The sequence below is a fragment of the Paenarthrobacter sp. YJN-D genome, from assembly GCF_015040335.1.
Classification (GTDB): domain Bacteria; phylum Actinomycetota; class Actinomycetes; order Actinomycetales; family Micrococcaceae; genus Arthrobacter; species Arthrobacter nicotinovorans.
This window is the reverse complement of sequence record NZ_CP053551.1, coordinates 22034-46747: the sequence shown is the minus strand read 5'-3', so window position 1 is coordinate 46747 and position 24714 is coordinate 22034. Positions and strand designations below refer to the sequence as shown.

Genomic DNA, 24714 nt, shown 5'->3' with positions numbered 1-24714 from the left:
GTGGGTACCGTTCGGGCCGTCCTAGTGGGCTCCGATCAGACTGTCATACTCACCGTCTGCCCCTTCCCAGACTAGGTAAAAGCCGTGTCCCTCAGAGTTGCGGGCTACGAGGTATTTGTTCGCCTCGTCATCGATGATTACCAGCGACCCTCCCCTGCGCCGGCCGGCGTCATGATGGGAGGCGATGACGGTGTCCACCATTTCATCGCGTTCCATCTGGAGAACGGCCTTCAGATCAACCGTTGTGGTGAGCTTTTTGAAAGCGAAGCCACCTCCGAGCGGTTTTCCTTTTCCGTTGGCCCATTGTCCGGACACGGCACGGCTCAGTCTGTCAGCCGTGAGTGTCTTGGCGTAGGAGTCTCCCCGCTCCGGCCTGCCTTGCTCAATGAGGATGAAGCGGCGCTCTGCATCGGTTCGTTCGTTCAAGGCCAGGACGGCATGTCCTGTCGTTCCCGATCCAGCAAACGGATCGAGAACGAGACCATCGGGCGGGCACCACAGCTGGATGATCTTTTCAATGAGTCGGAGCGGCTTGACCGTCTCAAAGCCGTGGCCTTTTCCGACGATGGCGCTTAGTTCATTCACACCCGCTTGGCTGTGTCCGGATTCTTCGTGATCCCAGGAAATTGAGCCAAGCGCCTCAGGGAAGTCGTGGTCGTCATCCGACCAGTAGGTCATGGGCACACGGCCCTGTTTGATCTCTTCGAGGTACTTCTTCTGCTGCGGCCGTGCTCGTCCGTCGAGTCCGAAAATGATTTTGGGCCAGTTACCTTCGGCCAGCTTGGTTTCCACGATGCGCTGCGCTTCCTCAAGGGGCGTTTTCAGCACGATCGCCTTCACGGCGCGTTCTTCGCCGGGGGCAACTCCGATGATGTGGGCTCGCACGCTGCTGTCATCGATTGTTTTGGCTTGGTACTTCACTCCCCAGTCCTGTAGCCATTTCAGGACGTCGCTCTGCGGGGCACGCCAGCATTTGCCTGCTGGCGGGTAGAAAATTTCACCGGTAAAGGGGGATTGGATTCCATAGACCATGCCTTGGTGTGTAAGGGCCTTGGGTCCGGCGAAGTTCTCGCCCTTCCAGACTCTCTCGTCCCCGTCAGGGTTCCTGTAGCGGGCGTCCATAGCCTCTGTCCGGGGCAACAAGCCGGTCTTCGCCCTGGACTCGTCGCGCGCATAGACCAGAACGTACTCGGTCGCCGTGCTCACATGTTGGTTATCACTACGCGGAGAATATGATTTCTGCCAGTTGAGGATGGCCAAGCGGTTGGTTTCCCCGAAGATCTCATCAAGCATCTGTCCCAGGTGAAACAGTTCGCGGTGGTCGATGCAGATAGCCAGGACACCGTCCTGGCGCAGCATTGAGTGCATCATCTGCAGCCGCGGGTACATGAATTTCATCCACTTGGTATGGCGGGCTGGATCGTCACCGCCGACGAACTCCCCCAGGCCGGGATCGTTGGGGTTTTCATCCCATTTGTCGTTGTACCGAAAGTCGTTGCCCGTGTTGTACGGCGGATCAGTCAGGATCAGGTCCACATTGCCGCGCCAGCGGTACAGCGAGGCAAGAGCTTGGAGGTTGTCACCTTCGAGAAGCAGGTTGTCTGACTGGTCATCGTTGGTTCCCCTGGATAGCGCTGCCACCTTGCGCTGCACTCTAGGGCGGACCAGCCTCGCTATACGTCGGGCCTGCTGCTTGCCCGTAAAGGACAGATTAACGCCGGCTCCGGTCTTTTCACGGATGATCTCAATGAGCTGCTCTACCGTGAGCAGGTCGAGGTCCTGGACGTCATCCATTTCAGTTTTCCTTCGGCGTTGTAATTCTTGGCGTCCGGGCCTGGTGATTCGACTGGCACCGTCTAGCCCGCGACAAATAAGCCACACCAAAAGTGGCCTGACCTGTAGTCATTAGATCAGGACGGGCAGACAGTTCTAAATCCGCCCATCGGACGAAGCCTATTCTTGGGCCTCGGCCCTCACGAACGTCGCCAACATCCGCCTGATCGTGGCCAAATCCTTCAATCGGGCATGTGTCAGGCGGCCAGATTGAGTGCACTCCAAATCAGACTTCCGAATGACAACAAGGCTCAAATCGTGCTGAGGGATGAGCTCCAGACGCCTTTGGTCGTACAAAGCCCGCTGGACGCCCCCTCGGGACTCCGCTAACCGTGAGCTGATCGGGCTTATCGAAGAACGGGGCCGGGGTCTCGTGCTGGCTCTCCCAGAACTCAATGACCAACCCCTGATCCGGCCAGTAGGCATCTACAGGTAACTGCCGGCGACGTCCGTTCTTTCCTGGATCGCCAAGGAGCCACTCGAATTTGGCTTCTCTCACACTGAGAGTCCCTATGACCTGGTCACATAGCTCAAGGGCGTAGGCCTCGTCACGACGTCTGTTCCCCATGGATTCAGTTCATCTGATTCAGCCGCGCAGGGGCAACCGCCTGACTTAAACGGATCTCGACGCCTGATCCTTCGCCAATACCCGGCTGACGCTCATGCGTCCAACACCCAGTGCTTGGGCGATTTCCACGATGGGTGTTTTCTCCGCGTGCATCGTGCGTGCCGCTTTGATCTTGGCCTCCGTCATGGTGGAAGGCCGGCCACCGACGCGGCCGCGTGCACGGGCCGCGTCGAGGCCCGCTCTGGTGCGTTCCAGCATCCTGCTGCGTTCGTGTTCGGACAAAGCAGCAAAGATGTGAAAGATGAGTCGACCATCGGCGGTGGTGGTGTCGATAAAGCTCTCGGTCAGCGACTTGAACTGAACGCCTCGCTCACCAAGCTCAGTCACAATACGGGCGAGGTCGGCGGTGGAACGTCCTACGCGGTCCAGCTTCCACACCACCAGTACGTTTCCTGGTTGTAGGAACTCCAAGCACTGCTGCCAGGCGGGCCGGTCTTGGGTGGAACCGGATGCGTAATCGGTGAAGGCTTTGATCACTCCGGCGCGTTCCAACGCGTCGTGCTGCAGTTCGGGGTTCTGCTCTGCGGTGCTGACGCGGGCGTACCCTATGAGGTTCGCAGTCACAGCGTCCTGCCCTGTTCTTGGCCTCGCCCCTTGGTCTGCTTTGACGCTTCAGCGGCCGGCGTTTCTGCTGGCGGCCTCAGCGCGTCCCGCGCCGAAACCGGGTAGGAGGCGTGCACAAGTTTCATGACGCGTTCCATCCTGGGATCCAGGCCGACGGATTGTTGCTGGTCTTTCTGGATCGGGTGCTGGCCGAGTGTCGGTGGGTTGGTGCGCAGCTCCTCGGCCCATCCGCTGAGGCGGGATTTGAGCTGTGCCAGGCCCTGCTCTCCGATGCCGTATTCCTCTACCCGGAGGGTGCTTGTGATGCGGTTTACTTGTTCGAGCTGGCCGGCGAACATCTCCACGTCGAAACCGGGGTCCCGGTCAGCGGCGAGGTCAAGCAATTGCCCGTCGGTGAATCGTCTAGATTCCCTGATGGCGTCCAGGTCCAGGTAGTCGCGGACTTCAGCCCTGCTGTAGACAGCTACGATTTTGCTTCCTACGGCGTCCTCGAGACTCAGGACCGGGCCGATGGACAGTGTGACTGGTTCCGCTGCGCGCCAGTCGACACCAAGGTCCACTTCGACGGTTTGGCCGGTAGGTGACGTGGCAGAAAAGTTTGCGAACTGTGGGGCACTGCGGCGCTCCACAACCTCGAGTCCACGTTCTCTCATCGCGGCCGCAAGTCTTGTTGTGGAAGCAGCGAAGGCTTCGGTGCTGGTTACGGATGTGAACAGGTCAATGTCCTGTGTGGGGCGGTCGATGATTCCGTGTTCGCGGATGGCACCGGAGCCGGCCAAAGCGAACCCTCCACTAGCCAAGGCATCCAACGCTAGGCGGGTGACATCACGCTGGTACTCGACGTCCGACATTACGAGCGCTGCGCCAGCTGCGGGAACTTGTTCTCCCACAGGGTCCGGCAACGGACAGGTAGCATCAGCTCGTTCCAGACTCTGACCAAAAGGCCGGCGTTGAGCAGTTCGTTCTGATCCGCTCGTGTACCTTCGCGCAGGAGCGCCTGATAGGCCTTGATCACGCCCTCTGGCTCCCCCAGGTCGCAGTCTGCTTTAGGCCCCCAGTAGACGTGTTGCGGCAGCGTTAGAACGCCTTCCGCTGGGCCGTGGAGGTCCGTGAGGCGTTCGGGCACCTCATAGGGGATCACGTCCTGTATGAGGACCCGAGGTTCGTTGGGGTGGTGGCCCGCGTTCCTGGGCTTGAGGGTGGGCATCGGTGTCTCCTGGTAGTGCAGCTGGTTGTTGCCGCTGGGCTCAGGTTAGCAAGCGTGCACGAAACTCAATACAGGGCCGCGTTGTTCATTTTCCGGTTTCGTGCACGGTTGCGTGCAAAGGGCGCTGTCCGAGTTCCGCGAATTAGCGCAGAGTCGGGAGGCTTGCGTCGTCCGGCTTGACCCGTGCACGCAAACGACCGATTCCGTGCGAACACGTCACTCCTCGATACCGGTTTCTTCGAAGTCTTCGTTCTCCGATTCCGCCTCGCGTGCGTGAATCCGTTTGTACGCCGCTTGCAGCTCCTCTTCGACGACTTCATCGTCCGAGATTCTAGCGATGTTGTAGTTGAAGAAGTCGGCGGACGAATGGATGAAAGTCGGAGAGACGACCTCCCCTAGGATCGGGAGACCCGGATCCGTGTAGGCAGTGGCAACGTCAAGGATGGTCGACACCCACCGGGCCTTCCGGAACAGGCTTAGCACCACGCCGACCGATGGTTCATACATCGGGAGCTGCAGGTCTTCCATCACCGTCTGCGCGGTCGATTCTAGCCCGTCGTCGGCTAGTTGCTCTCTGATCGCGTACGCCATTGCCTCCCTGAGCGAGATTAGCCGGCGCACTTCCTCGGAGACCGAAGACTTTGCAGCAAGTGCAGACCACTCGTTGTAGGTATTAACCTTGGCGTTGTCCTTCCACAGCGAGTCCAGGTGCTCGTACCGTCCGGTTCCGTCGGCGAACCGCTCAACTGTTTTCGTGAGGTCGGGGTCGAGTCCATCCAACGGGCGGACGAGGTACTCCGCCTTGTGCATCGAGGCCCCAGAGGTCAACACCTCAACGGCGTCGAGCAGTTTCCCGATCTTGTGCGATTGGGGGAGTTTGGGGAACTTTCCGGTGGCCGCGTACCCGTTGCAGGCGATAGCCAGCTTGCACAGGCGCTCCAGGCCGGAGGAGTACGAGTACATCCCGACGTGAAGTGCGTAGTTCAGGTCTTTGCTGCCCCACGGGAACAGATCAGGGCCGGTAGGGACGGAGCACAGCCTCCGAAGCCCGGTCAGGGTCAGCTCTGCGGCGAACTGGGTCTCGGCCACAAGGCTCTCCCAGATGCGCGGGGTCATCTGGCCGGACCCTACAGGTTCTCTTTAGGCCATGGGTAGAGGCTGTCCAAGTAGCCCCCGGCGATGATCATGCTGCCATCCGGGTTCGTGCGGATGTCCGAGTGCTCGTGGCTGCCGCCGGCATGGGCGATAGCGGCCAGTACGAGTGCCAGGTTCCCGCGGTCCAAGCCGGGTACGACGTCGCCCAGAACGACCGGGACGTTCTCGGCCAGCGACGCCGCCAGCAGCAAGAAGCGGCGCTCACCTCCGGAGAGCATGCCCGCTTGCTCGGGGATGGCTTCAAAGTCGATCCATGCTTGCACTTGGTGGGGCCCCGCTGGTGTTGCACTGGTGTGGATCCATGGGTTTCCCTTTGCGGCAAAGCGTCCGCCGAAGGCCCTTATCAGCAGCTCGGTGGCGGCCTCTAGGTTGTAGGAGCCTTTGGCCCAGGCGCGGAGATCATCTGCGTGTGTCATGGTCTAAGTCTCCCTGTTAGTGGTCGTTGAGGATTCGTTCGATTTCGACGATGCAGCTTCGCTGGACGTCGGCGTAGGTGTCGGAGCCCTTACGGTCCTTCTCAAACATTCCCGCGTTCCGGGATCCGCGAAGAAATGCTGAGGTCATCTCAACCGGGGCTGTCTGCCCTCCCCTGAAGAAGACTCTGTACCGGCTCTCGTAGGTGCCATGCTGAGCACCTCGCCATCCGCCGTCCGCCACCAGGACCAAGGAGCCACCTGTATTCAGATTGATCCATTCGGCGCTTCTGATGTCATCGAAGACGACTCGCCCTTGCAGATACTCTCCCCACCCTTCGGTGAGTGTCGCTGTTTCGGTTGAAAGCCAAGCCATGTTCATTTCCCGTCGATTGGTGCAGATGTGTGAAGTGCGAGATGGTGTCGGGGCCAGAGTAGCTATTAGCCCCGACACTATCGGCCGTTTAGAAAAGTGCGTTCAGTGGTTTGATATCGGGGATGTCACCGTACGTCGGCCATCCGGCCCCGTTCTCGCACGCCAGGAACCGCTGGGTGAGGTCGCCGCTGATCGGTTTGCCCTCTTCGGCGTATTCCGGCTGGGAGTAGAAATCGATGACTTCCGCGACGGTACCGCGTCCGTGTGCGGACCAGCCGGAGAAGTTGCTTCGATGTGGTTCGGTGGGGTCCAGCCGTCCCTGTGGTGGTTCGAGGTAGCCGGTGGCCTTGCTTGGAAAGCTGCTGTTTCGTGCCATGGCCTATACCTCTGCCGTGGCGATTTGGCGGACTTCGCGGAATGAGTGGGTGTTCTGTTCCAGCCAGCGGTGAAGTTCGTCTTCCGTGGTGGTTGCCTTGATTTTTGTCTTGCCCTGGTGTGAGTCGTAGATGGCGAACCAGATGGTCATGGTGTCCTCCAAAGCTTGGTGGCCCGGCACCCGGGGCGTGTTCCTCCGGGTGCCGGGTGGTCTTTAGTCGGTGGTGGGGATTCCAGCGGCGAGGAGGTCTTCCCAAAGGGCGGAACCTTCGATGTCGGTCCAATCCGAACCGGCGTGGACGTCCGGGGCGCTCCCCCGGTGTTCCCAGATTTCCAGTCTGCTCATGGAGCCCTTGTGGTCGAGGATCAACCTGGTTGCCGGCTCGTCGTTCTCCGGGGATCGGTAGAGGGCTGCGACATGATGGCCGTCAATGTCGTGCACTTCGGGCAGCTGGTCCGAGCAGACAAGGAAAGGATTGGCTTTCAGCAGCGTTTCGGCGTGCTGGTCCCCGTAGATTCCTGAGTCGATGGCGCGCCGATCAAATACCAGCGGTTCAATATCGGTCACTTCGTGTTCTCGCCCGGACGTCTTGGCGGTGATTGTGGGGAGCATCCCGGAACCGTGCATCACGTCGATGTACTGGTGGAGCCGGGCTGTGGTGATGACGGGGGTTTCGTGGTGTGCCCGTACCCAGGATTCCAAGCCTTCGCGGCTGATGGTGACGTTGGCGCGTCGTTCGGAGGATTCCAGGACGGTGATGGTCACGTGCAGCGTGTCCGCGGAGTTGGTTTCGACGCGGGGGCCGGCTGTTAGGGTGTGCTTCTTCATGGTGTTCTCCTTGCGTAGGAAGGGGGGTCCGGCAGATGCTGTGTCCGCAGCGTCTGCACGTTGGTGGGGAGCGGCTAAGCGGTCAGCTGAGCCAGTTCCTCGATCTTGTCTGGTCGGAATCCGGACCAGTGGTCTTTGTCGGTGACGACCACGGGAGCTTGCAGGTAGCCCAGTGTCTTGATGCGATCCAGCGCTTCGGCGTCGGTCGAGATATCTACCGTCTGGTGGGCAATGGCTTTCTTTCCCAGTGCCCGCTCGGTTGCGTCGCACTGCACGCATCCTGGCTTGGTGTACACGGTGACCGTCATGGGGATCAGCTCCATCTTTTCGTCGGTTCTGGTTTCGCTCGTCTGCCTTCTTGATACTATGATGATATCACTTTGATATCACTATGAATAGTGGCAGCGGCTGTTTTTCCCGTGAATACTAGGAAGGGCGGGACCTTTCCGGCCCCACCCCTCCTTTGGCTATTCGCTGGCTTCCATGACTCCTACGTCATACCCGCCCCATGGGCTGCGTCCGGGGACGTGGCGGCCACTCATAGCCGTCCGCGCCGTCCTGACCGGCGCTCCGGGATACTGCCATTCCTTGGGGTAGTCCTCAGGAACGTTGAATTTGTATCCCCCGTTGGGCTTCATGGCTGACGTGACCAGTGGCAGGTACTGCCATCCTGGCCAGCAATGGTTGAGCATGTCCTCCACGGCCTGGTTCTCGTTCTCGTGGATTCCTCCCCACCAGTCGCAGTCGTGGCAGTAGACGCGGTACAGGAGGTCTCCCATGCACTGGCAGTCCGGGTTGCGCCAGTGCTCGTTGCAGCGCAGGTCCGCTCCGTAGGTGAAGGTGCGGTGGGCGGATCCGGCAGTGACGTTCCTGCCCGTCTGGTTTTCATTCCACTGGCGGCTCCAGTTGGATACCCCCATCCGCCCCTCGCTTTTGGCCCGGTACTCATAGGCGGCGTCCAGCTCGTCCGGGTGGTAGTGGCCAACGGTGAAGTGCAGCGGGGCCGTGGGCAGGGTTTGCAGTTCAAGTAGGGTGAGAAGGTCAAGCTGGCCGGTCAGCACATCTGTTGCTGTCATGGTCCAATCTCCTTATTGCGTAGGGATGAGAGTCGCTTGGCGAGGGTGGGTTCTGTGTCCGCAGGGCCCACCCGCTTTATATCTTGTTGATACTATAATGATATCATTTTGATAGTACGCACTCAAGGTAAACCCTCGTAATTACGCGGATTCTTCGCCCTCCCTCATATCTCCACCGCGCCCCAAGGTTCCGATGCGCGCGGGCCGCTGCTCCCCGCCCGACCATTGCGTCGTCCCTGCTGAAAAGAACCCGACCCCACCCGGTGGTGCGTCGGCGGCGACAGGCTTGGACCATGGGGGACTCTGCCGATCCTGGAAGATTGCCTGACCCCCACTGCACACTAAAAGGAGGCCGCCTGGCCTATTTTTTCGGTGTGTCATTCGAATACATATTCGATAAGGTGTGTTAGTGAACCGGGAGCAAGCGACCCAGCTGCAGGCGCAGTACGCTCGCCGTGCCGGCCCGATTGGGCTGACGGTGGAGGAGCTTGATTTCGAGCATTTCCCGGCCAAGAACGGGTATCCGGGGATACCGGTGAAGGCGTGGATCAGGTTTCCGAACTGCGCGGAGTTGGTGGACGGTGAAGTGTTCGCTTGGACAGCCAAGGCCGCCAAAGTGACCTGGAAGGACGGCCCGGTGACGTACCGGACGTGGGTGTGGAGTTCGGCGGTCACCCGCCGGGAAGAGTTGATGAACAGGAATTTGGGAGAGCGGACCAACCGTGACAGCAGCAGTATGTGAAACGAGCCTCGACGCTCCCGTGGACGTCCGGTTTACGGCGGCAGGCATTCCCCTGGCGGTCCGTTACGACGGGCGGGTATGGGCTGTGGCGGCAGAGCCGCTCCACTGGTTCACCAGGGATTCCTGGTGGCTGACCCAGCGGACTGTCCCGGTAGGCGTCGGGAACGTCGTGGACATTGAGCATTGGCGGGTACAGGTCCGCCTAGGCACCTCGTCGGCGGCGCTGCGGACCTTCGAGCTGCGGCGGGACCCGTTGGCGGAGCAGTGGCTGTTGGAATCCATCACGGACAACTAGCGGAGGTGATCGGGATCATTCATGCTCCACCCGTTCCGGCCCCGGCGCTTCCTCCTGAGTAGGGTGGGGGCATGAATGATCCGGCCCCGTTTCCTGGCCGCCATGACCGAGTGCGGCACGGTAGTGGGCGGCTGTCATCGCGAGCCCTGTGGATCCTTGCCGTTGTGTTCACCGTTGCTACAACGGGATCTCTGGTGCTGGTTGCCCTGGACCTCGTCATCGGCCGACCGGCTGCGGGCGATGTCTTCATCGCTTTCCTGAATAGCCTGGTGGCTTTGGTGTTGTGGCGCCGGATTTCTGAACAAGCGCGGGCATGACTGCGTAGAATCGATATTGCGGACGTGAGGGACCCCTAAGCGTCAACTGAAAAGGTCCCCCACGTGCTGATTAGGTGATTAGTTAGCGATTCCGCTGATGATGTCCCAGACAACCGGGATCAGGGCCGAGACCACCACGCTTGCTGTGTTGACCCACAGGTGGATGATCTCGGCTTTCCGTGTTTCAGGTCGCGCTTTTTCCACAAACATCACCCCCTCGGTGTCGTGAAATTGCCAGGGAACAACTGGTTCAGGTCAATCTGTCCCTTTGAGGGCTGATTGAATGGCCCTTTTAGGCTGTAGTGACGCTCGGTGAACGTGATCTGCTCTGTTCCGTAGTCTTCCCTGGTCCGGTTTTCGAACGTGATCAGTTCGTGGTCCTGCAGGTCTTTGAGGCCATCGGTAAGGACATCTGGAGAAAATCCGTACCACTTCTTGACGAGACGGCCAGGCAAGTAGAAGCCAGGACGTAAGGACCGGGCCACGAGAAGGACAGCTTTGCCCTGCACGGTAAGTTCTCGGTACCAGTTATCCGTCCAGTACTCCAAGGGCAGTGTGAAATATTTTCCCGCCGGCGCCGTGTAGGGATCTCCCTTCCCGTTCTCATGGAGGGTCGTGATTTTGGCTTGTTTGGACTCTCGCTCGCGCAGAATGAGCTTCCGTTCGGCTAGTTTGGCCCAGCACCTGGACACAGCGTCCTTCCCGTAGGGGCCGTCCCCGAGTCCCATGGCACGTGACCAAACAGCGGCATCACGTTTGGTGTCCCATGGGGTGGCTGATGCGGCTAGCCGGTGGAGCAGATACAAGTCCAATGAACGACCGTTACTTGAGTTGATGAGGGCTCCGAGCGCGCCTGGTGTTTTCCCTTCCGGGAGTTGAACGAAGTCGGTCCGGATTGGAACGTTCTTTTTGCGTTTGGAGTCGTCCAGCAGGGTTTGTATCGATTTGTCCTGCAATAGGGTTCGCGTTGCCTTGTCTTGAAGCTGTCTGGGTTGCTTTGTCATTCCTTGATCTAAGCACTAGAAGTCGCGGCGAACGGTTGCGCTTCTATGGGTGAGATGCGGTCTTGGCGGGTGGTATATAACGACCGTTAACAAATTCCAAATAGGATTACCGATGCAAACACCTGTTAACAATGCCAAAAGGCCAACCGTCGCTTAAGCTGCCAACTCCCGCCGTGGGCGATGATTACCCATGCGACTTGAAATATTTTGCCGGGAATCGCCCGCTGCTGACGTAGGTCGCCTGGTGGACCTGTATGGGCCTAGCGCAGCTAGACGAGTGCGCTGATAAGCCGTCAATCGTGTCTCTAAAGGCCGCATAAACTCGATCCCATGAGTACAACGACAGCACCGGCGGAGAGCAATGCAGATGCTCCGCCGGCCACAGGATGGGTTTCAAGAACAGCGCGACACCCGGTAACACGGCGGGTCGGGCGCATAGCCTTGCGTACGTACGTAACCCTGTTACTGCTGGCGATTACCGTTCAAGCTGTCGTTCTTTTTCTGCTTTGGAAGTGGCCGTCTTACGACTGGGGTGCGCTCCTCGACCGGTTCGTTACGAGTCCTGCGATGGCTGGCTTGTTTGCGGTTATTGCTGCAGTCATTGGGGCGTGGTCTCTGCATAGGCAGCTGACCCAGACCAAACGGAGAGCCGAAGATGATGCATGGTGGGAGCAGTTCGAGTGGGTGACGGATCGGATCGTTTCTCCCGATGAGGACGAGACGGAAAAGGCAAAAAAGGCCAAAGACCGACTGCCAAAATCGCTGGCTTACAACCTCATGACAGCTCTATCAAAGTCTGCCAGGGCTGGCTTTCAGAAGGCCGCTGTTGCGGGGATTTTCAGCCACTATCGTCTGGTAGATACGCCCTCTCCCGAACAGGATGGATCTGAGACCTCGGAGCCGCGCATGGACGCAGCAGAAGCGGAGTCCCTTCGCGCTTTACTTGCCGAGTTGCCGTCAGACGCCACTTCGAGCGAGAACGCACATCGACTGCTCAGCGCCTACGATCGAGCCCACGACTATGAAGACGAGGTCCAGAAGGCCCTTCGGCACAAGTTCGGGCCAGCCCATTCGGAACCGGGTCGCGACTTCGGCGCGGATGCCATTGTCGATTTTGGCTCCTACAAACTAGTGATGGAGGTGAAGCAATCCGTTACTAATCACCACATCCTTGAAAGAACTGGCAAGCGGCTTCGTTCGGTCATGGATCGCGAAGGTGCGGCCGGTGGCATCATTGTCACCGCTCCGCCATCGCTGACTACATCTGACAATCCGCAGACCAAGAATCGGATCGACGAGCTGAGCAAAGAGGGGATTTATCTCATCGAGTGGGACCCGTCTGAGAGGTCTTCGGCTTTGCGGGACAAGGTCCAGGCCTTTCTCCCGTACGTGTACCGCTAGATAGCTCGCCAAAAGGAGAGACCGGTAGTAGCCAAGCCATCTTCACTGGTAGACCAAACGAAAGCCCTGCACAGCTCTTGGCTGTGCAGGGCTTTCGTGCGCCCGTGATGGGCGTTAGCGCCCGTATTCGGGTTGTTGCTGGCGGTGCTGTTCGGGCGTCCGTTGCTGGGCGGCGGTGGCCGTGGAGACCGGGGTGCCTGGCTGTGGCGGGAATGATGCATTCATTAGCCGTTGCATCTTTTCAAGTCTGGGGTCGGTCACGGGTGCGGGTTCGGGCTTTTCCGTTTCTTCCGGTTTTGCCGCGTCGGCCATGAGCTGGTCGATGCGTGCGGACTCCCCTCGGGCGGCTTTGAGTGCATCGGCGTACTTGAAGGGTTCCGCGAGGGCCTTTTCTGCCTGTTCGACGCGGGAGAGAGCTTCCTGTCGGCGTCCGTCGACGTCGGCTATCAGTCGGGGCAGGGAGGAAACCCTGTTTTCGAGCTGCCTGATGGTGCCGATATCAGCTGAAAGCAGGCTCCTTCGGGCGATTTGTGTGGTTGCCCTGGGCACTCCTTCGATGCGTACTTCGACGGTGGCATGGTCAAGGTCGCGGGCAGGCATGAGTTTGGCGCGGAGTTCGTGGCCACCTAGGTTGGCGATGGTTCCGAGCTCGTCATATCCGTAGAGGTTCATGAGCCGGTGGCCGTGTTTGCCTGTCCATGCGCGGAGCGCTTCGGCGGCGTCGCCTCGGTTGTCGAGGGTTTTGCCGTCGATGCTGGCTGCGAAGGCATCCGCGGTGGTGTCTACGGTCCGGCCGGCGGCCGCCTGGATCAGGGGCAGGTCATGGGACGCGGCCTCGGCCGCAGACTGCTCACCGCGCTTGGTGTGGGCGACGGCAACCATGTTGCGGTTGTAGGCCCGGTCCAGACGGCTCAGTCGGGCAAGTTCCTGGTCTGCGACGGCTTTTTCCAGCACCAGCGGGTTACCGCTGGTGATGGCTTTTGCCTGGGCGAAGTTCAGGGTGTTGTCCCCGATGTCCTCGATTTCCCGCACGTCCAGGCGGCCGCGCATGATCTGGTTGATAAACCGGGACTTGCGTTCAAGTCCCTGCCACATGAAGGAGTCGAAGGATTCCTTCGTCACCACTTGGGAGATGCGGACCTCGGGGTTCTGGTTTCCCTGGCGCATGATGCGGCCGTGGCGTTGCTCGACGTCGGAGGGCCGCCACGGGGCGTCCATGTCCACTAGGTGCACGGCACGTTTTTGAATGTTGGTGCCGACGCCCATTTTCGAGGTCGATCCCACCAGCACGGCGATCTGGCCGGAACGGGCGGCGGCAAAGAGCCGGCCCTTCTCGGTGTCGTTCTTGGCTTCGTGGATGAACCGGACCATGTGTTCAGGTACGCCTCGTCGGCGGAGCTGGTCTTTGAGTTCGCCGTAGACGTTCCACCGCTCAGATGGTGTGCCGAAGTCACAGAAGACCAGCTGCAGGGCACCGGGAACCGGGTCCGGCTCGCCGGTTTTCGGGTCGGTGTAGATGCGGTCCTTGTGTTCTTCGTACACGCTGGCCAGCAGGTCAGCGGTCGCGCTGATCTTCGTGGGGCCCTGCTGGGAGAGCGTGGGGTCAACGAGTCTCATGTCTAGGGCGGCCTTGCGGCCGTCTGAGGAGACTTTGAGCATGTTGTCTTCCTCGGAGTCCACCAGCCGTTGCTGGATACGGTCCACGCGGTTCCCGATGTCCTGGATGTATTCGCGCAGCTCGGGGCTGGGCTCCACGGCCAGCATGTTCGGCTGGCGCAACCCGTCGCCGTCGCGCGGGGCAAGGGCCGGGACGGGCAGTTTCAGGTCTTCTGCGGTTTTCACGTCAGCGAAGGTGTGGAACATTTTCAGCAGCTCGGGGACGTTCTGGAATTTAGCGAACCGGCTCTTGAGCTTGAACCGGTCACCGCCGGCTACTGAGAGTTCCATTTCTTCGACCACTTGGCCGAACGTGGCGGCCCAGGTGTTGAAGTCCTGGATCCCGGTGGCCCGGAGCAGGTCCGGGCGCAGGTAGCGCTGCATGACGTACATTTCCGTAACGGAGTTGGCGATGGGTGTTGCCGTGGCTCCGGTGATCACGCGGCGTCCTTCGCGTTGGCGCAGGAACTCGGTCTTCATGTGGAGGTCGGATGCACGGTTGGAGCCTTGGATTCCGGCGCCGGGGATGTTGCTCGGGGTCCGGAGGTTCTTGTAGTCGTGCAGCTCGTCCACGACGAGGTAGTCAATGCCGGTCTCTTCGAAGCTGATCCCGGGGTCTGCGGGGGTGTCGAGTTTGGCTTTGAGGGTTTCTTCCTGGGACAGGACGGCCTTTTCCAGGCGTTTGACGATGCTGGCGTTGGCGCGGCCATTGTCCTGGCCGTTCTCTTTCGCGGCTTCCAGCTCGGCTCGCATCTGGATGACTTCAGCGTTGATGTAGGCAGCTTCGGCTTCGGGGCTGAGGCTGACGCGCTGGAAAGCGGTGCGGGTCATGACCACGGCGTCCCACTCGTTGGCGGCCGCGCGGGCGACGAACTGGCGGCGGTTGTCCCCTGCGAGGTCGCCCGATGATGCGGCAAGAATGCGGGCCTGAGGGTAAATCTGGAGCCATTCGCGGGCGAACTGTTCCAGCATGTGGTTCGGGATCACGACGGCTGGCTTGTTGACCATGCCCAGGCGCCGCAGCTCCATGACGCCCATGACCATCTCGGCGGTCTTTCCTGCACCGACCTGGTGGAACAGGCCCACGGCAGGCTCGGAGAGCATCCGGGCCACGGCCGCGCGCTGGTGCGGGCGTGGGGAGAAGTCCTTGGCCATGCCGGGCAGGGTCAGCCGCTCCCCCTCGGTGCTGTAGTCGCGCAGCACGATGGAATTGAAGCGGCGGTTGTACTCGTCGATGAGGCGGGTGGCCCGTTCTGGTTCCTCCCAGACCCACTCGCTGAAACGCTCCTGCAGCAGCTGGGCTTTCTCCTGGGCTGCTGCGGTTTCGGTGGGATTCAGGATGCGGCGCTTGTCCTCGCCTTCATCAGTGACGCGGACGGGCCGCTGTTCCAGGACCTGCTTGAGGACGTCAGACGCGGGCATCCGCTGGGTGCCCCAGTTGCTGGTGGCCGCAAGGGTATGGCGGTTGGCTTTGACGTCCCACATGGACCCGGCGGCGTTGGAGACGGTGGCGTAGGGGTCGTTCAGGATTTCCCGGACGAACTCCTGGTGGGTGCCGGTGTCGATCCAGACCGCGCCGAGACGGGCTTCCACTTCGTCCATGCGCAGCGGTTCCGGCATGGCTTCGGTGAGGGCCTGGACGTTGGCGGCGTAGCTGTCGTCCGAGAGCGCGGCCGCTTGGGCGACTTCCAGTTTCTCCCGCACGTTCCCGGACAGGTACTCGGCCCGGGTCTGGTAGGTCTCCTCGGTGCCGGGGACCTCGTAGATGCTCTCCCCCATGGCGGCCCGTGTTTCGTCCCGGCTGATGCCCAGCAGGGACGCGGCGTAGTCCAGGTCAACCTCTCCCACGGTATCGAGGGTGACGGTGAGGGCTTCTTCGGCGGTGTCCACACCAAGGACCGGGCGGCGGGGCTGGACCTGACGGCTGGAGAGCAGGGCAGCCGGGGAGGCTGTCTGTGTGGCTTCATCGAAGTTCTCCAAGGCCATGACCAGCGGCCCGAACGGGTCACGGGAGACGATGGAAACTGCCCGTGGCGTGATGCGGGCCTGGATGGGCTCCTGCGTCTCTTCATCCACGCGGCCGGTGTCCCGGAGCGTGAAGCGGTTGATCGGCCCGTAGGTGTCCGCGTACTGACTGTAGGCAGTCTTGAGTTGATCGCGCAGGGAATCAATGTCGGCGGTGTCGTCGCGGCTTTCGGCTTCTGCGGTGAGCAACGTCCGTCCGGCGTCGCGCAGCCCCAGCAGGGCTCGGAGTTCAGCGGCCTGGGTTTTAGGTACTGCGAGGTCGGCGTGGGAGCCGTTCTGGACAACGGTGAAGCCGTCGTCCTTGGCGCTGATGTGGCCGTCCCATTCGTGGGTGGCAGCCGGTACGTAGGCGGCGCGCTGGCGTTCCTGCTCGACGGTCCGCTCGGTCATGACCATGCCTGCGGACCGGGCTTCGTTAACGACATCAGCCAGGGCAGCGTTCAGGCGCTTCGGGACGGCTGAGAGGTCGTCCGTGGTCAGCTGCAGGGTCTCGGCCCCGTACATGCCATGGCTGACGTGCAGCTCGCCCAACAGGCGTTCGGGGTACTCGTCAAAGTAGGAGTTCAGGCGGGTAATAGTCCCGTCGATCCGGCGGGCTGTGACGGTCTCCCAAAGAGTGGAGGCCGGTTCCTGGCCAGGTTCCCTGCGGCGGAAGATCAACAGGTCCGTCATGGCGTCCGTGCCGGCTGCCTTCCGGTGGGAGCCGGTGGGCAACCTGACAGCGCCCACGAGGTCGGCCAGCTGGTTCATTTCCCTGCGGGCTGCCGGGTTCGTGCCGTCCAGCGTGAAGCTGGACGTCAGCACAGCCACCATCCCGCCCGGGCGGGTCAGTTCCAAGGATTTGAGGATGAAATGGTTGTGGATCGAGTGGCCGCCGGCGTTGTGGCGAGGATCGTGCAGCTTGACGTTGGCGAAGGGCACGTTGCCGATAGCAAGGTCGAAGTGCCCGGTCGGCAGCTTGGTATCGGCAAAGGACTCGGCACGGACGGTGGCCTCGGGGTAGATGGCCTGGGAGATGGCCGCCGTGGTCGGGTCCAGCTCCACACCGGTCATCGTGGCGGTGTCAGGGGCAAAGCCCATGAAGGTTCCAACCCCGGATCCAGGTTCCAGAACAGTGCCGCCGTTATAGCCCAGTTCCTGCACGGTTGACCACATGGCCTGGACGTAGGCAGCGTCCGTGTAGTGGGCGTTGATCGTGGTCCGACGCGCGGCGTCGTACTCGGACTCGGTCAGGAGGCTGCGCAGATGCTCGCGGTCCCCGGCATATTCCTCCCGGTTTTTATCGAATATCTGGAAGACGCCTTGCGCTCCCCAACTCCCCCACCGCGCCAGTGACGCCTTCTCGGCCTCCGTGGCCTGCCGGTCCTCGTTCTGCAGTGTCTGCAGCACCTCGAGGGCTTCAAGGTTCGCCCGGATACGGCTACGGGCACCGGATGGGGCAAGGTCGTCCTGGGAAGTCGGGCGGAACCTGCCCGTCCCGGTTTCTAGTAGAGCTGCTCGCGCAGCTTGTCCGCTTCCGCCATCGAGTCCAGGTACTCCTGAATACTCGGGTTCACGTACTCGTCCTCCCCGTCCTCGTCCTCCGTCTCCGGCGGCGAAAGCAGGTCGTAGCGAACGATCTCCTCGGCCTGGTTCCGCGCTGCGTTCAACCGGCCTACCTTCTCCAGGTAGCCCTCCCCCTTCGGGTCCGGCCCCGCGAGCTTGATCAGCAGCCCGTCCACTTGTTCTTGGGCTTCCTCCCCCAGCTTGGTGAAGAAGTCCTCCGGGTTCTGTATCTGGCTGTAGCGCGTGGGACTGGCTGTCTTCCAGGCTTCCTGAGCCTGCCTGCCGTACTTGTTCATTGCGATCCTCCTCTGGTGCCGCCCAAAGAGCTTCAAAGCTCAACTGGCCATCAATTTGTTTCTTTCGCCCCGCCATGGACTTCTCCCCCTGGTGCCTCGTGTGGTCCGAAGGTCACGCTAGCGGGGATTCACCCGTATTACCTGTCACAGGAGGACTACTCCCCCGCGATGGCGGGTATCGGTCGTCCAACGGATGCCCGGACGGCGCCATTCGTGGGATACCGGGGCGATACTGCTCTGATATCACCCGGATACTATGGTGCTACTGGTTGCGCTCAGCTTTCCGGCGTTCCAGTTCCGGCCAGATGATGGATTCAAGCAGCTTCTGCTGGCTACGCCTGTCAGCGTCTGCAGATTCCTTGAGCAGCTGCTTCTGGTAGTCGTTGATCCTGAAAAGGATGCCCTGCGGGCCAATTGGCGCGTTGGGATCCAGGGGAGCCTCGACCACTTCCGGCGCGTATCCGCCCTTCCCGAATTCGTCGGCCTTCCGGGCCACGGCGTCCTCGTCCCCGGCCACCGCGGTGGATGCCACTGCGCGGGCTTCGCGTTTCTTTATAGCCATTCCTCAATCTCCTTCACTAGTACCTGCACTTCGGCCTTGGCCGATCCGTTCGAAATCTCGATGACGCCCTTGCCGGCCGGGATGCTGTCCCGATAGGCCTTCCTGATCTTCAGTGCGGCGTCGATACGCGGGATCTGCGGGTAGTCCTGCAGAAAGTCCTTGGCTTCGTCCTCTTCAGTCGCAGAGGAGTAGGTGGGCACCTGGGTAAGCAGGGCAGCGACTTTGAGCTTCGGATTCATGTCCTTGGCCGTCTCGATGAGCTCGACCATGCCGGGCATGGTGTCCAGGTCGAACTGTGAGGGCCGCACCGGGATGAGCATCAGGTCCGCGACGGTCATGGCCGTCCGCATTTCCTGGCTGTCGTGCCCGGGAGCGTCCACGATCACATAGTCGTACCGGGCACTCAGGTCTTTCAGTGCTTCCCGGACATTGCCGGTCTTCTGGATGGCGTGGACGCGGGGGAGTGACTCATCCTGGGCGCGATCAGCGGCCCACGTGGACGCGGACTGAACGCTCTTGTCGCAGTCAACGATCAGGACGTCACGTCCTCTGCGGGCAAGCTCGGCCGCGACGTTGATGGTCGTCGTGGTCTTGCCTGTCCCGCCCTTCTGACTGGCTATAAGGAGTACTGGCATGGGTCTTCCTCTCTTCGGGGCAATGATACTGCGGCGATATCAGACTGAAACTGTTTTGGGGTAGTTTCGCGGAGATATCTAAACAGTATAAGAGTGAAACTGTTTTGATACTAATATCAAAACGATATCACAACGATATCGCTTGTCCGACCGGCTGTTTATCAGCCAATTGGGCTTGGCGAATCCGGGTGACGCGCTCTCTCCAGGGCACAGTGGGCGGCGTGTAGCTGGAACGTTCTGCCAGCGCACGTTCCCGGCGTTCGGCGGCCGCCCGGGTTTCTGCGGCGCGTTGAGACCGTTCGGCCTCGCGTTTTTGGCTGGGGGAGCGGTACAAACCGCCGTCATGGCGGACCCACTTGCCCAGGCGGAACTTCAGCCATGCCCCAGTGTTTCCCACGCCGTGGGCACCGTCATGGTGGTACTTGGCATCGGTATTCGGCCGCCAGTCGATGGCGTGAAGAATGTCCTTGATCGTCCAACCGGCCCGGAAGAAAGGCCGGCAGATGGCGGCGACATGCGCGGTGGAGATGCGCTGCAGCGGGAAAGACCTGAATTGAAGCTCCAGCGAGGCTAGACGCTCAGTCTCGCGGCGCTCACGCTTGGTCGTGGCGTCTGTCGTGGCGTTCGGGTCCCAGAGGGGTTCTGTCCGATTGTGCAGCTGGTGATTGACCTCGCGCCGCTGTGCGGCGCGCTTCAAAGAAGGTTGCGGCGAAGCCGCATCCATTTGAGGATTTGACGATTCGCCCGCCCGCGCGTGCGGGGGGTTATTAACAGCCCTAGTGGGCACCGGTACGCTACTTTTTTCCACACCCTGATCTTCGGCTTTTTCCAGCAGCACATAGATGGCCGCTTCGTTCTCGGTGCGGCCGCTGGATTTAGGGGTGAACTTGGCGGTACGCCCCGTGGCAACCACAGCCAGCACGCCCCAATCCCTGAGCCGGCGGAAGTAGTTGGAAATGCTCTTGGACGGGAATCCGAACCGCTCCTGGAGGCGCTGCCAGATGGGCATGATGGTCATACTGGCGGGGTCAAAGCCAGGACACTGGGCGACGGCGTTGGCGAACCGCCAGATGTTCGCCTTCAGGTCCTTGCGGGCCAGCTGGAACTCTGCCAGCTCCTGAATGCTGCGTAGCCAGCGGACGATGTGCCGGGCAGGCCTGTGCCCTGCCGGAATGACCGACCACACGGCACGGTTGCTGCGCTCCTTCGCCTTACGTACGCGCCTGGGCCTGTGCTTGCCCTTACGTCCTGCGCGTCGTTTGCTGCGACCTGTAGGGGAGTCAGGATCGGCGGTGGTGTCTTCCGCCCTGGGAAGGGCGGCGCCAAGGGCCGCCACGTTCTCGGGCGTCAGGTGCAGTTTTTCGGGGTCTCGTTCGGCTGCTTTTTGCAGCCCGACACTCGTGCGGACAACCGTTGACGCGGAACCGGGGTCCGGTACCATAGGGGACAATACCTTTCCTGTTGGAGGGTGTGAAAAAGGGAGCGTCCTCGCAAGAGGAAGCTTGAATAGTTCAGATCAGTGACTGCCAGGAAACTTGGATCTGAACGGATACTTAGTGAAGGCCCGCCAAGTGCGGGCCTTCAACTTTTAACTCGCCTGTGCCATGGGCAATGTCTCCGGTAGTTGGGTTCGGTCGAACCATGAGGGCAGGCCGTCAGGTTTCATTTCTGTCCGCAGATGAGCGATCAGTTGCTCCATGGCTTCGCCGGTCGATACGCCCATGCGATCCGCGACGGAGAAGAAGAAGTCCTTGTCCTCTTGCGGCACCAGCGTATTCAGCTGGACGTTGTCCATTGCCGTTCCGCGATGCCTGCGCCGTCTCGTAGCCATAGCTCGAAAATAGCCTTAAGAATATGCATTACTCGGGATTCGGGCCGCGTGTCTTCCAAAGGAAGAACATTTAACGCCCTCGTAAGAAGTCCTTAAGTCCATCCAGCAATTGCTCCAGACGGTCCGGTCGCACGGTGAAGGTCACGGTCCGCCCGCGCCGTTGACCCGCGGGGACATCGGCTTCCACCAGGCCCGCATCTTCGAGTCCCTGCAGCGTCCGTCGCGCGGTGTTGGGATCGGTTCCGAGTTCACGGGCCAGGTCTGCCGCCCCGGTGGGGCCGTGGATGGAGAGATGGCGCAGTATCGCGCGGGAGAACATCGTCCCGAATGACTCGATGGCCATCTCTACGTCCCTGGGCAGGGAGCTCGGGGGACGAATATATCGGGGCATCCAATCATTTTGTCACTTCCTGTGTTTGACTCCGGCGCGGTCCCTGTAAGACTACATTTAATGTCGTTTTAGGGTAATGTCTTAACTGTCGCACAGACAAGAGCGCAGATAGCCAGTGACCACTGACACAGAGAGGCCGTGTGACACGGCGAATTCATTGAATTCGTGGAAAATGGCCTGTTGGTCCACCGAGTGGAATTTTGTCACTGGGTGCGGGTAGAGGTGGACGTGATGTTCTCGGGGGGAGAGACAGGGATTGAGTAATCTATTGCCGTTCGGCTCGGCCGAGGTCTTCAAGGATGGCCGTCCGGGCGTGGTGCTGCGGATTCGACGTCCTTGGGTTGTCCTGACCGTCGAAGTCGCCGGCCCTTTGTGGCTCAAGGATTCCTGGGTCCGCAACCGGGCCGGGGGCCTTCACGATGCAGCGTAAGTCACTTGGCTTGGTGGCACTCATTGCCGTCCCCGGGCTGTTCCTTGGTCTGATCTTCACCATGCTGCTGTTGTTGGCCCCTGCGAAGCCGGCGGCCGCCGATTGTGGCCCGGCTGTTTCTGTCGTCATCGACGGCAACACCAAGGTTGAGGGCTACACCGAAGAGCAGCTGAAGAACGCCGCGGCGATCATGGGTGCAGGTAAGGCACTGGACCTGTCCGTGAAGGGTCAGATGATCAGCGTCATGGTCTCCCTGGGGGAGTCGGGGTTACGTGTGCTGGACCACGGCGACGGACCCGGCCCGGATTCCAGAGGACTGTTCCAGCAGCGCGACAACGGCGCGTGGGGCTCCTACGCAGACCGCATGAACCCCACCACCAGCGCCACGAACTTCGTCAAGGCCCTGCAGGCCGTTCCCGGCTGGGAGCTCTTGGAACCGACCATTGCCGGTAACAAGGTCCAGCGCAACGCCGATCCTTATCACTACCAGAAGTACTGGCCCGGGGCCGTCAAACTCGTCCAAGCACTTTCGAACTCAAAGTTCTCCTTGGAAGGCAGCGACTGCGCCATCCCGGGACAGTCCGGCGCTGGGGATGACTACCCCTGGAAAAAGGCTCCGACCTGGTTGCAGGTCGGCGCGAACGCTGCCAGCACCTCGCCGCTGGGTATGTACAACCGGGAGTGCGTGGACTTCGCGTTGTGGCGGGTGAACCAACAGATGGGTTCCACCAGCGCTCCTTTCAAGTTCCTCAACGGGAGCTTCCGGCCGGATGGACAGGGCCTCGGCTCGGCCCTGACCTGGAAGAGCGGCTGGGACGCCAAAGGCTGGCCCACAGGTTCCGTTCCCCGCGTCGGTGCGGTCGTTTGGTACGCACCCGGAGCTGGGGGAGCGGACCCGAACTTCGGCCACGTCGCGGTGGTCAAGGAAGTCAAGGACAACGGGACCTACGTCGAAGAGGGTTACAACGGCAACCCGCCCCCGGATGACCACAACTACTACACCCGGACAGTCAGCAGCAATGTCCCCTCAGCTTTCCTGTACCTGCCCACTCAAGAGGAGAAGAAGTGAAAAAGCCCTTGGCCCTGCTCGCCGTGGCCCTGCTCTGCGTTTCATGCGCACCGGCAGCAAACACGACACCGGCACCGGCAGAATCAGCCAGCACCACCCCCACAGCGCCCGTCTCCCTGAGCGCCAACAGTGGACCACAGGCGCCCGGGGGAACAGTCCCGGCCACCATCGGCATTGCTTGGGATGAGGCCAGCAAGACCTCAGCTTTAGACACCGCAGAAGGGGCAATGGCTGATTTCGCACGCCCCCATTTGGAAGCGACCCAATGGGCCAATGACTTGGCCCGGTGGCTGACTCCGCAGGCCACGGCCGATTACTCAGCCGTGGACCCGGCAAATATCCCCGCCACTCGCCTCACGGGAGCACGTGAACTCAGCATCGATGAAGCCAACGGCTACGGGGCCACCGCAGCGATCACCACGGACGCGGGAAAGTACACCGTCCAGCTGCTCCGCACGGGCAAGGACGCCCCGTGGAAGGTCAACCGGCTCACACCACCAACGTCCTAAGCGCCGCGCCTCTCCATCTCACACACGTAAGGAAGAAGTTCATGGGTAGTACTACACCAACCGAGGTCCTGGCCTTTCCAAACATCAGGGCCATCGTCCGCGACAACGGGACCGCTGAGGTCGTCGTCGCGGGTAACTCCCGCATCGTGCCTGCCGGGGACTCCGTACAGGATCTCCGCAACAACGCCCTGGCCCTGGTCGTGGGCGAGGCGCAGACACTGCAGCGCCCCGTCCGGGTCCAGATCGAAGATCCCGAAGGACACGGTGAACTGATCGTGCACCCGGACAACAAGATCGAATCCGTCTCCTACGAACCGCGCCCGGCACGCCGCCGGGCAGAGGCCCCGGAAACCACCCCCGAGACGGTCGCTCCGACCGTCATTGATACGGTCCCTGTTGCTGCTCCTGAACCAGTAGCCGCCCCCGCACAGCCCACCGCGGCGGCAGCGGTGGACCGCCAGCCATGGCCGCCCAACCCCGTCGAGACCGAGCCAGCAACCGAGACGCCTGAGCCTGCCCATTCGGAGGCCCAGCCGTCGGCCGCCGCAGAAGAACCGCAGACCACCGCCACCGCCCCGGAAGCACCACTGACCCGGCGCAGCCTGAAGGAAACCTCGTTCCTGGTCAGCGCACCGGTTTTGGAACCGGCGACACAGGGCTGGAGGGGAACGCTCACACGACTCGGATTCCGGATGGACCCCTCAGCGGAAGAACTCTCCCAGCGGGAGGACATTCGCACGGTCAGCCAGCACTGGCCCGGTCCCCGGACTATTGCCGTGGTGAACCGCAAGGGCGGGGCGAACAAGACACCAACCGTGGTGATGCTCTCGGCCATCCTTGCCCGCTACAGCGGCGCGGCTACAGTGGCCTGGGACAATAACGAATCCCAAGGCACGCTGGGGTGGCGGACGGAAAAGGGTTCCCACGCCCGGAGCGTTCTGGACCTGATCGATGCTTCCACCGAGCTGCTGTCACCGGCCACGAACGCGGCAGAAATCGCCAAGTTCGTCCATCACCAGACCGCTGACAAGTTCGACGTTCTGCGCTCGGATGAGAACGAAGAAGGCGATCACGAAGTCACCGCTGAGGAAGTCGATATCGCCCACCAGGTGCTCACCCGGTACTACCGGCTGGTGGTCATGGACTCAGGCAACACCGCCCGGGCGGCAAACTGGCGTCGGATGATCGACCACACCAACCAGCTCGTCGTCCCTGTGACCGCCATCGAGGACCGGGCCGAAGCCGCCCGGCTGACGCTGCAGACGCTGGAATCCCGTGGTGGCCACGACGCGGAACTGGCACGCAACGCCGTCGTGATCGTCTCTGAGTCCACCGACGCCAAGCGCAGCATGACCGGTGACGCCCTGAAGCGGGCCAAGGACGAGGCGCAGCGGATCGCGGACGGCTTTGAGCCGTTCGTCCGGGCGGTCGTCCGGATTCCTTACGATCCGGCCATGGTCAACGGTCCCATCCGCTATGAAGCCCTCCAGCCCGCCACGCAGCGGGCGTGGCTGGCCGCAGCGGCCGCCGTAGCCGCCGGCTTCTAAAAC

Annotated in this window: 29 protein-coding genes; 8 read left to right on the top strand and 21 right to left on the bottom strand. The window is 61.3% G+C overall.

What is annotated here, in order from left to right:
• Nucleotides 1–21 precede the first annotated feature (21 nt).
• The 12 genes from HMI60_RS20805 to HMI60_RS20750 form a co-directional block, all read right to left on the bottom strand.
• On the bottom strand, nucleotides 22–1794 hold the full coding sequence (locus tag HMI60_RS20805; protein WP_193591295.1) for a site-specific DNA-methyltransferase: 1773 nt from the start codon (nucleotides 1792–1794) through the stop codon (nucleotides 22–24).
• A 652-nt stretch (nucleotides 1795–2446) separates the two neighbouring features.
• On the bottom strand, nucleotides 2447–3025 hold the full coding sequence (locus tag HMI60_RS20800; protein WP_193591294.1) for a recombinase family protein: 579 nt from the start codon (nucleotides 3023–3025) through the stop codon (nucleotides 2447–2449).
• Entirely contained in the window at nucleotides 3022–3876 is an 855-nt protein-coding gene (locus HMI60_RS20795) for a nucleotidyl transferase AbiEii/AbiGii toxin family protein (protein WP_193591293.1), read from the bottom strand. The genes HMI60_RS20800 and HMI60_RS20795 overlap by 4 nt, the downstream gene beginning before the upstream one ends.
• Nucleotides 3876–4232, bottom strand: coding sequence for a transcriptional regulator (locus tag HMI60_RS20790; RefSeq protein WP_193591292.1), 357 nt, complete (start codon nucleotides 4230–4232; stop codon nucleotides 3876–3878). The genes HMI60_RS20795 and HMI60_RS20790 overlap by 1 nt, the downstream gene beginning before the upstream one ends.
• 216 nt (nucleotides 4233–4448) lie before the next feature.
• On the bottom strand, nucleotides 4449–5348 hold the full coding sequence (locus HMI60_RS20785) for a hypothetical protein (RefSeq protein WP_193591291.1): 900 nt from the start codon (nucleotides 5346–5348) through the stop codon (nucleotides 4449–4451).
• A gap of 11 nt (nucleotides 5349–5359) precedes the next feature.
• The gene (locus HMI60_RS20780; protein ID WP_193591290.1) at nucleotides 5360–5803 is read right to left on the bottom strand and encodes a hypothetical protein; all 444 of its coding nucleotides are present in this window, start codon (nucleotides 5801–5803) and stop codon (nucleotides 5360–5362) included.
• Nucleotides 5804–5819: 16 nt separating this feature from the next.
• Nucleotides 5820–6176 (bottom strand): hypothetical protein, encoded by a 357-nt coding sequence (locus tag HMI60_RS20775; RefSeq protein ID WP_193591289.1) that lies wholly within the window; start codon nucleotides 6174–6176, stop codon nucleotides 5820–5822.
• 88 nt (nucleotides 6177–6264) lie between these two features.
• Nucleotides 6265–6552, bottom strand: coding sequence for a hypothetical protein (locus HMI60_RS20770; RefSeq protein ID WP_193591288.1), 288 nt, complete (start codon nucleotides 6550–6552; stop codon nucleotides 6265–6267).
• 3 nt (nucleotides 6553–6555) lie between these two features.
• Complete coding sequence (locus tag HMI60_RS20765) at nucleotides 6556–6702, bottom strand: hypothetical protein (RefSeq protein ID WP_161958259.1); 147 nt, start codon at nucleotides 6700–6702, stop codon at nucleotides 6556–6558.
• Between the two features lie 63 nt (nucleotides 6703–6765).
• The gene (locus HMI60_RS20760; RefSeq protein ID WP_193591287.1) at nucleotides 6766–7380 is read right to left on the bottom strand and encodes a hypothetical protein; all 615 of its coding nucleotides are present in this window, start codon (nucleotides 7378–7380) and stop codon (nucleotides 6766–6768) included.
• A gap of 74 nt (nucleotides 7381–7454) precedes the next feature.
• Nucleotides 7455–7688 (bottom strand): glutaredoxin-like protein NrdH, encoded by a 234-nt coding sequence (gene nrdH / locus HMI60_RS20755; RefSeq protein WP_193591286.1) that lies wholly within the window; start codon nucleotides 7686–7688, stop codon nucleotides 7455–7457.
• Between the two features lie 159 nt (nucleotides 7689–7847).
• Nucleotides 7848–8456: a DUF6349 family protein gene (locus HMI60_RS20750; protein WP_193591285.1), complete on the bottom strand. Its 609-nt coding sequence runs from the start codon at nucleotides 8454–8456 to the stop codon at nucleotides 7848–7850.
• Nucleotides 8457–8865: 409 nt separating this feature from the next.
• Between HMI60_RS20750 and HMI60_RS20745 the strand changes: the two genes are divergently transcribed.
• From HMI60_RS20745 to HMI60_RS20735, 3 genes are all read left to right on the top strand, one after another.
• Nucleotides 8866–9198 (top strand): hypothetical protein, encoded by a 333-nt coding sequence (locus tag HMI60_RS20745; protein WP_193591284.1) that lies wholly within the window; start codon nucleotides 8866–8868, stop codon nucleotides 9196–9198.
• Complete coding sequence (locus tag HMI60_RS20740) at nucleotides 9179–9493, top strand: hypothetical protein (RefSeq protein WP_370584113.1); 315 nt, start codon at nucleotides 9179–9181, stop codon at nucleotides 9491–9493. The genes HMI60_RS20745 and HMI60_RS20740 overlap by 20 nt, the downstream gene beginning before the upstream one ends.
• 71 nt (nucleotides 9494–9564) lie before the next feature.
• Entirely contained in the window at nucleotides 9565–9810 is a 246-nt protein-coding gene (locus HMI60_RS20735; protein ID WP_193591283.1) for a hypothetical protein, read from the top strand.
• 78 nt (nucleotides 9811–9888) lie between these two features.
• Here the strand turns inward: HMI60_RS20735 and HMI60_RS21200 are convergent, their stop codons facing one another.
• A complete protein-coding gene (locus HMI60_RS21200) occupies nucleotides 9889–10014 on the bottom strand; it encodes a hypothetical protein (RefSeq protein WP_255520286.1) in 126 nt (41 codons plus the stop codon).
• A 5-nt stretch (nucleotides 10015–10019) separates the two neighbouring features.
• Nucleotides 10020–10814: a hypothetical protein gene (locus HMI60_RS20730; RefSeq protein ID WP_193591282.1), complete on the bottom strand. Its 795-nt coding sequence runs from the start codon at nucleotides 10812–10814 to the stop codon at nucleotides 10020–10022.
• A 330-nt stretch (nucleotides 10815–11144) separates the two neighbouring features.
• Here HMI60_RS20730 and HMI60_RS20725 point away from each other — a divergent pair, with 330 nt between their 5' ends.
• Nucleotides 11145–12215 carry a restriction endonuclease gene (locus HMI60_RS20725; protein WP_227453750.1) on the top strand — a complete coding sequence of 357 codons (1071 nt, stop codon included), beginning with the start codon at nucleotides 11145–11147 and terminating at the stop codon, nucleotides 12213–12215.
• A gap of 114 nt (nucleotides 12216–12329) precedes the next feature.
• Here the strand turns inward: HMI60_RS20725 and HMI60_RS20720 are convergent, their stop codons facing one another.
• The 7 genes from HMI60_RS20720 to HMI60_RS20695 form a co-directional block, all read right to left on the bottom strand.
• Complete coding sequence (locus tag HMI60_RS20720; RefSeq protein WP_227453751.1) at nucleotides 12330–17051, bottom strand: helicase-related protein; 4722 nt, start codon at nucleotides 17049–17051, stop codon at nucleotides 12330–12332.
• 329 nt (nucleotides 17052–17380) lie between these two features.
• Complete coding sequence (locus tag HMI60_RS21120; protein ID WP_227453749.1) at nucleotides 17381–17737, bottom strand: TnpV protein; 357 nt, start codon at nucleotides 17735–17737, stop codon at nucleotides 17381–17383.
• 262 nt (nucleotides 17738–17999) lie between these two features.
• Nucleotides 18000–18299, bottom strand: a complete 300-nt coding sequence (locus HMI60_RS20715; RefSeq protein WP_193591280.1) for a hypothetical protein — start codon at nucleotides 18297–18299, stop codon at nucleotides 18000–18002.
• Entirely contained in the window at nucleotides 18290–18934 is a 645-nt protein-coding gene (locus tag HMI60_RS20710; RefSeq protein ID WP_193591279.1) for an AAA family ATPase, read from the bottom strand. The genes HMI60_RS20715 and HMI60_RS20710 overlap by 10 nt, the downstream gene beginning before the upstream one ends.
• A gap of 127 nt (nucleotides 18935–19061) precedes the next feature.
• Nucleotides 19062–20375 carry a hypothetical protein gene (locus HMI60_RS20705; RefSeq protein WP_193591278.1) on the bottom strand — a complete coding sequence of 438 codons (1314 nt, stop codon included), beginning with the start codon at nucleotides 20373–20375 and terminating at the stop codon, nucleotides 19062–19064.
• Nucleotides 20376–20522: 147 nt separating this feature from the next.
• Nucleotides 20523–20729 carry a hypothetical protein gene (locus HMI60_RS20700; protein WP_116768518.1) on the bottom strand — a complete coding sequence of 69 codons (207 nt, stop codon included), beginning with the start codon at nucleotides 20727–20729 and terminating at the stop codon, nucleotides 20523–20525.
• A 106-nt stretch (nucleotides 20730–20835) separates the two neighbouring features.
• Nucleotides 20836–21156, bottom strand: coding sequence for a DNA glycosylase AlkZ-like family protein (locus HMI60_RS20695; protein WP_193591277.1), 321 nt, complete (start codon nucleotides 21154–21156; stop codon nucleotides 20836–20838).
• 256 nt (nucleotides 21157–21412) lie between these two features.
• Between HMI60_RS20695 and HMI60_RS20690 the strand changes: the two genes are divergently transcribed.
• From HMI60_RS20690 to HMI60_RS20675, 4 genes are read left to right on the top strand one after another with little or no spacing between them, the layout of a single operon-like run.
• On the top strand, nucleotides 21413–21586 hold the full coding sequence (locus HMI60_RS20690) for a hypothetical protein (protein ID WP_193591276.1): 174 nt from the start codon (nucleotides 21413–21415) through the stop codon (nucleotides 21584–21586).
• Nucleotides 21576–22655 carry a CHAP domain-containing protein gene (locus HMI60_RS20685; protein ID WP_193591275.1) on the top strand — a complete coding sequence of 360 codons (1080 nt, stop codon included), beginning with the start codon at nucleotides 21576–21578 and terminating at the stop codon, nucleotides 22653–22655. Before HMI60_RS20690 ends, HMI60_RS20685 begins: the two co-directional genes overlap by 11 nt.
• Nucleotides 22652–23164, top strand: coding sequence for a hypothetical protein (locus HMI60_RS20680; RefSeq protein ID WP_193591274.1), 513 nt, complete (start codon nucleotides 22652–22654; stop codon nucleotides 23162–23164). Before HMI60_RS20685 ends, HMI60_RS20680 begins: the two co-directional genes overlap by 4 nt.
• Nucleotides 23165–23205: 41 nt before the next feature.
• Nucleotides 23206–24711, top strand: a complete 1506-nt coding sequence (locus tag HMI60_RS20675; RefSeq protein ID WP_193591273.1) for a chromosome partitioning protein ParA — start codon at nucleotides 23206–23208, stop codon at nucleotides 24709–24711.
• The last annotated feature ends 3 nt before the right edge of the window (nucleotides 24712–24714 follow it).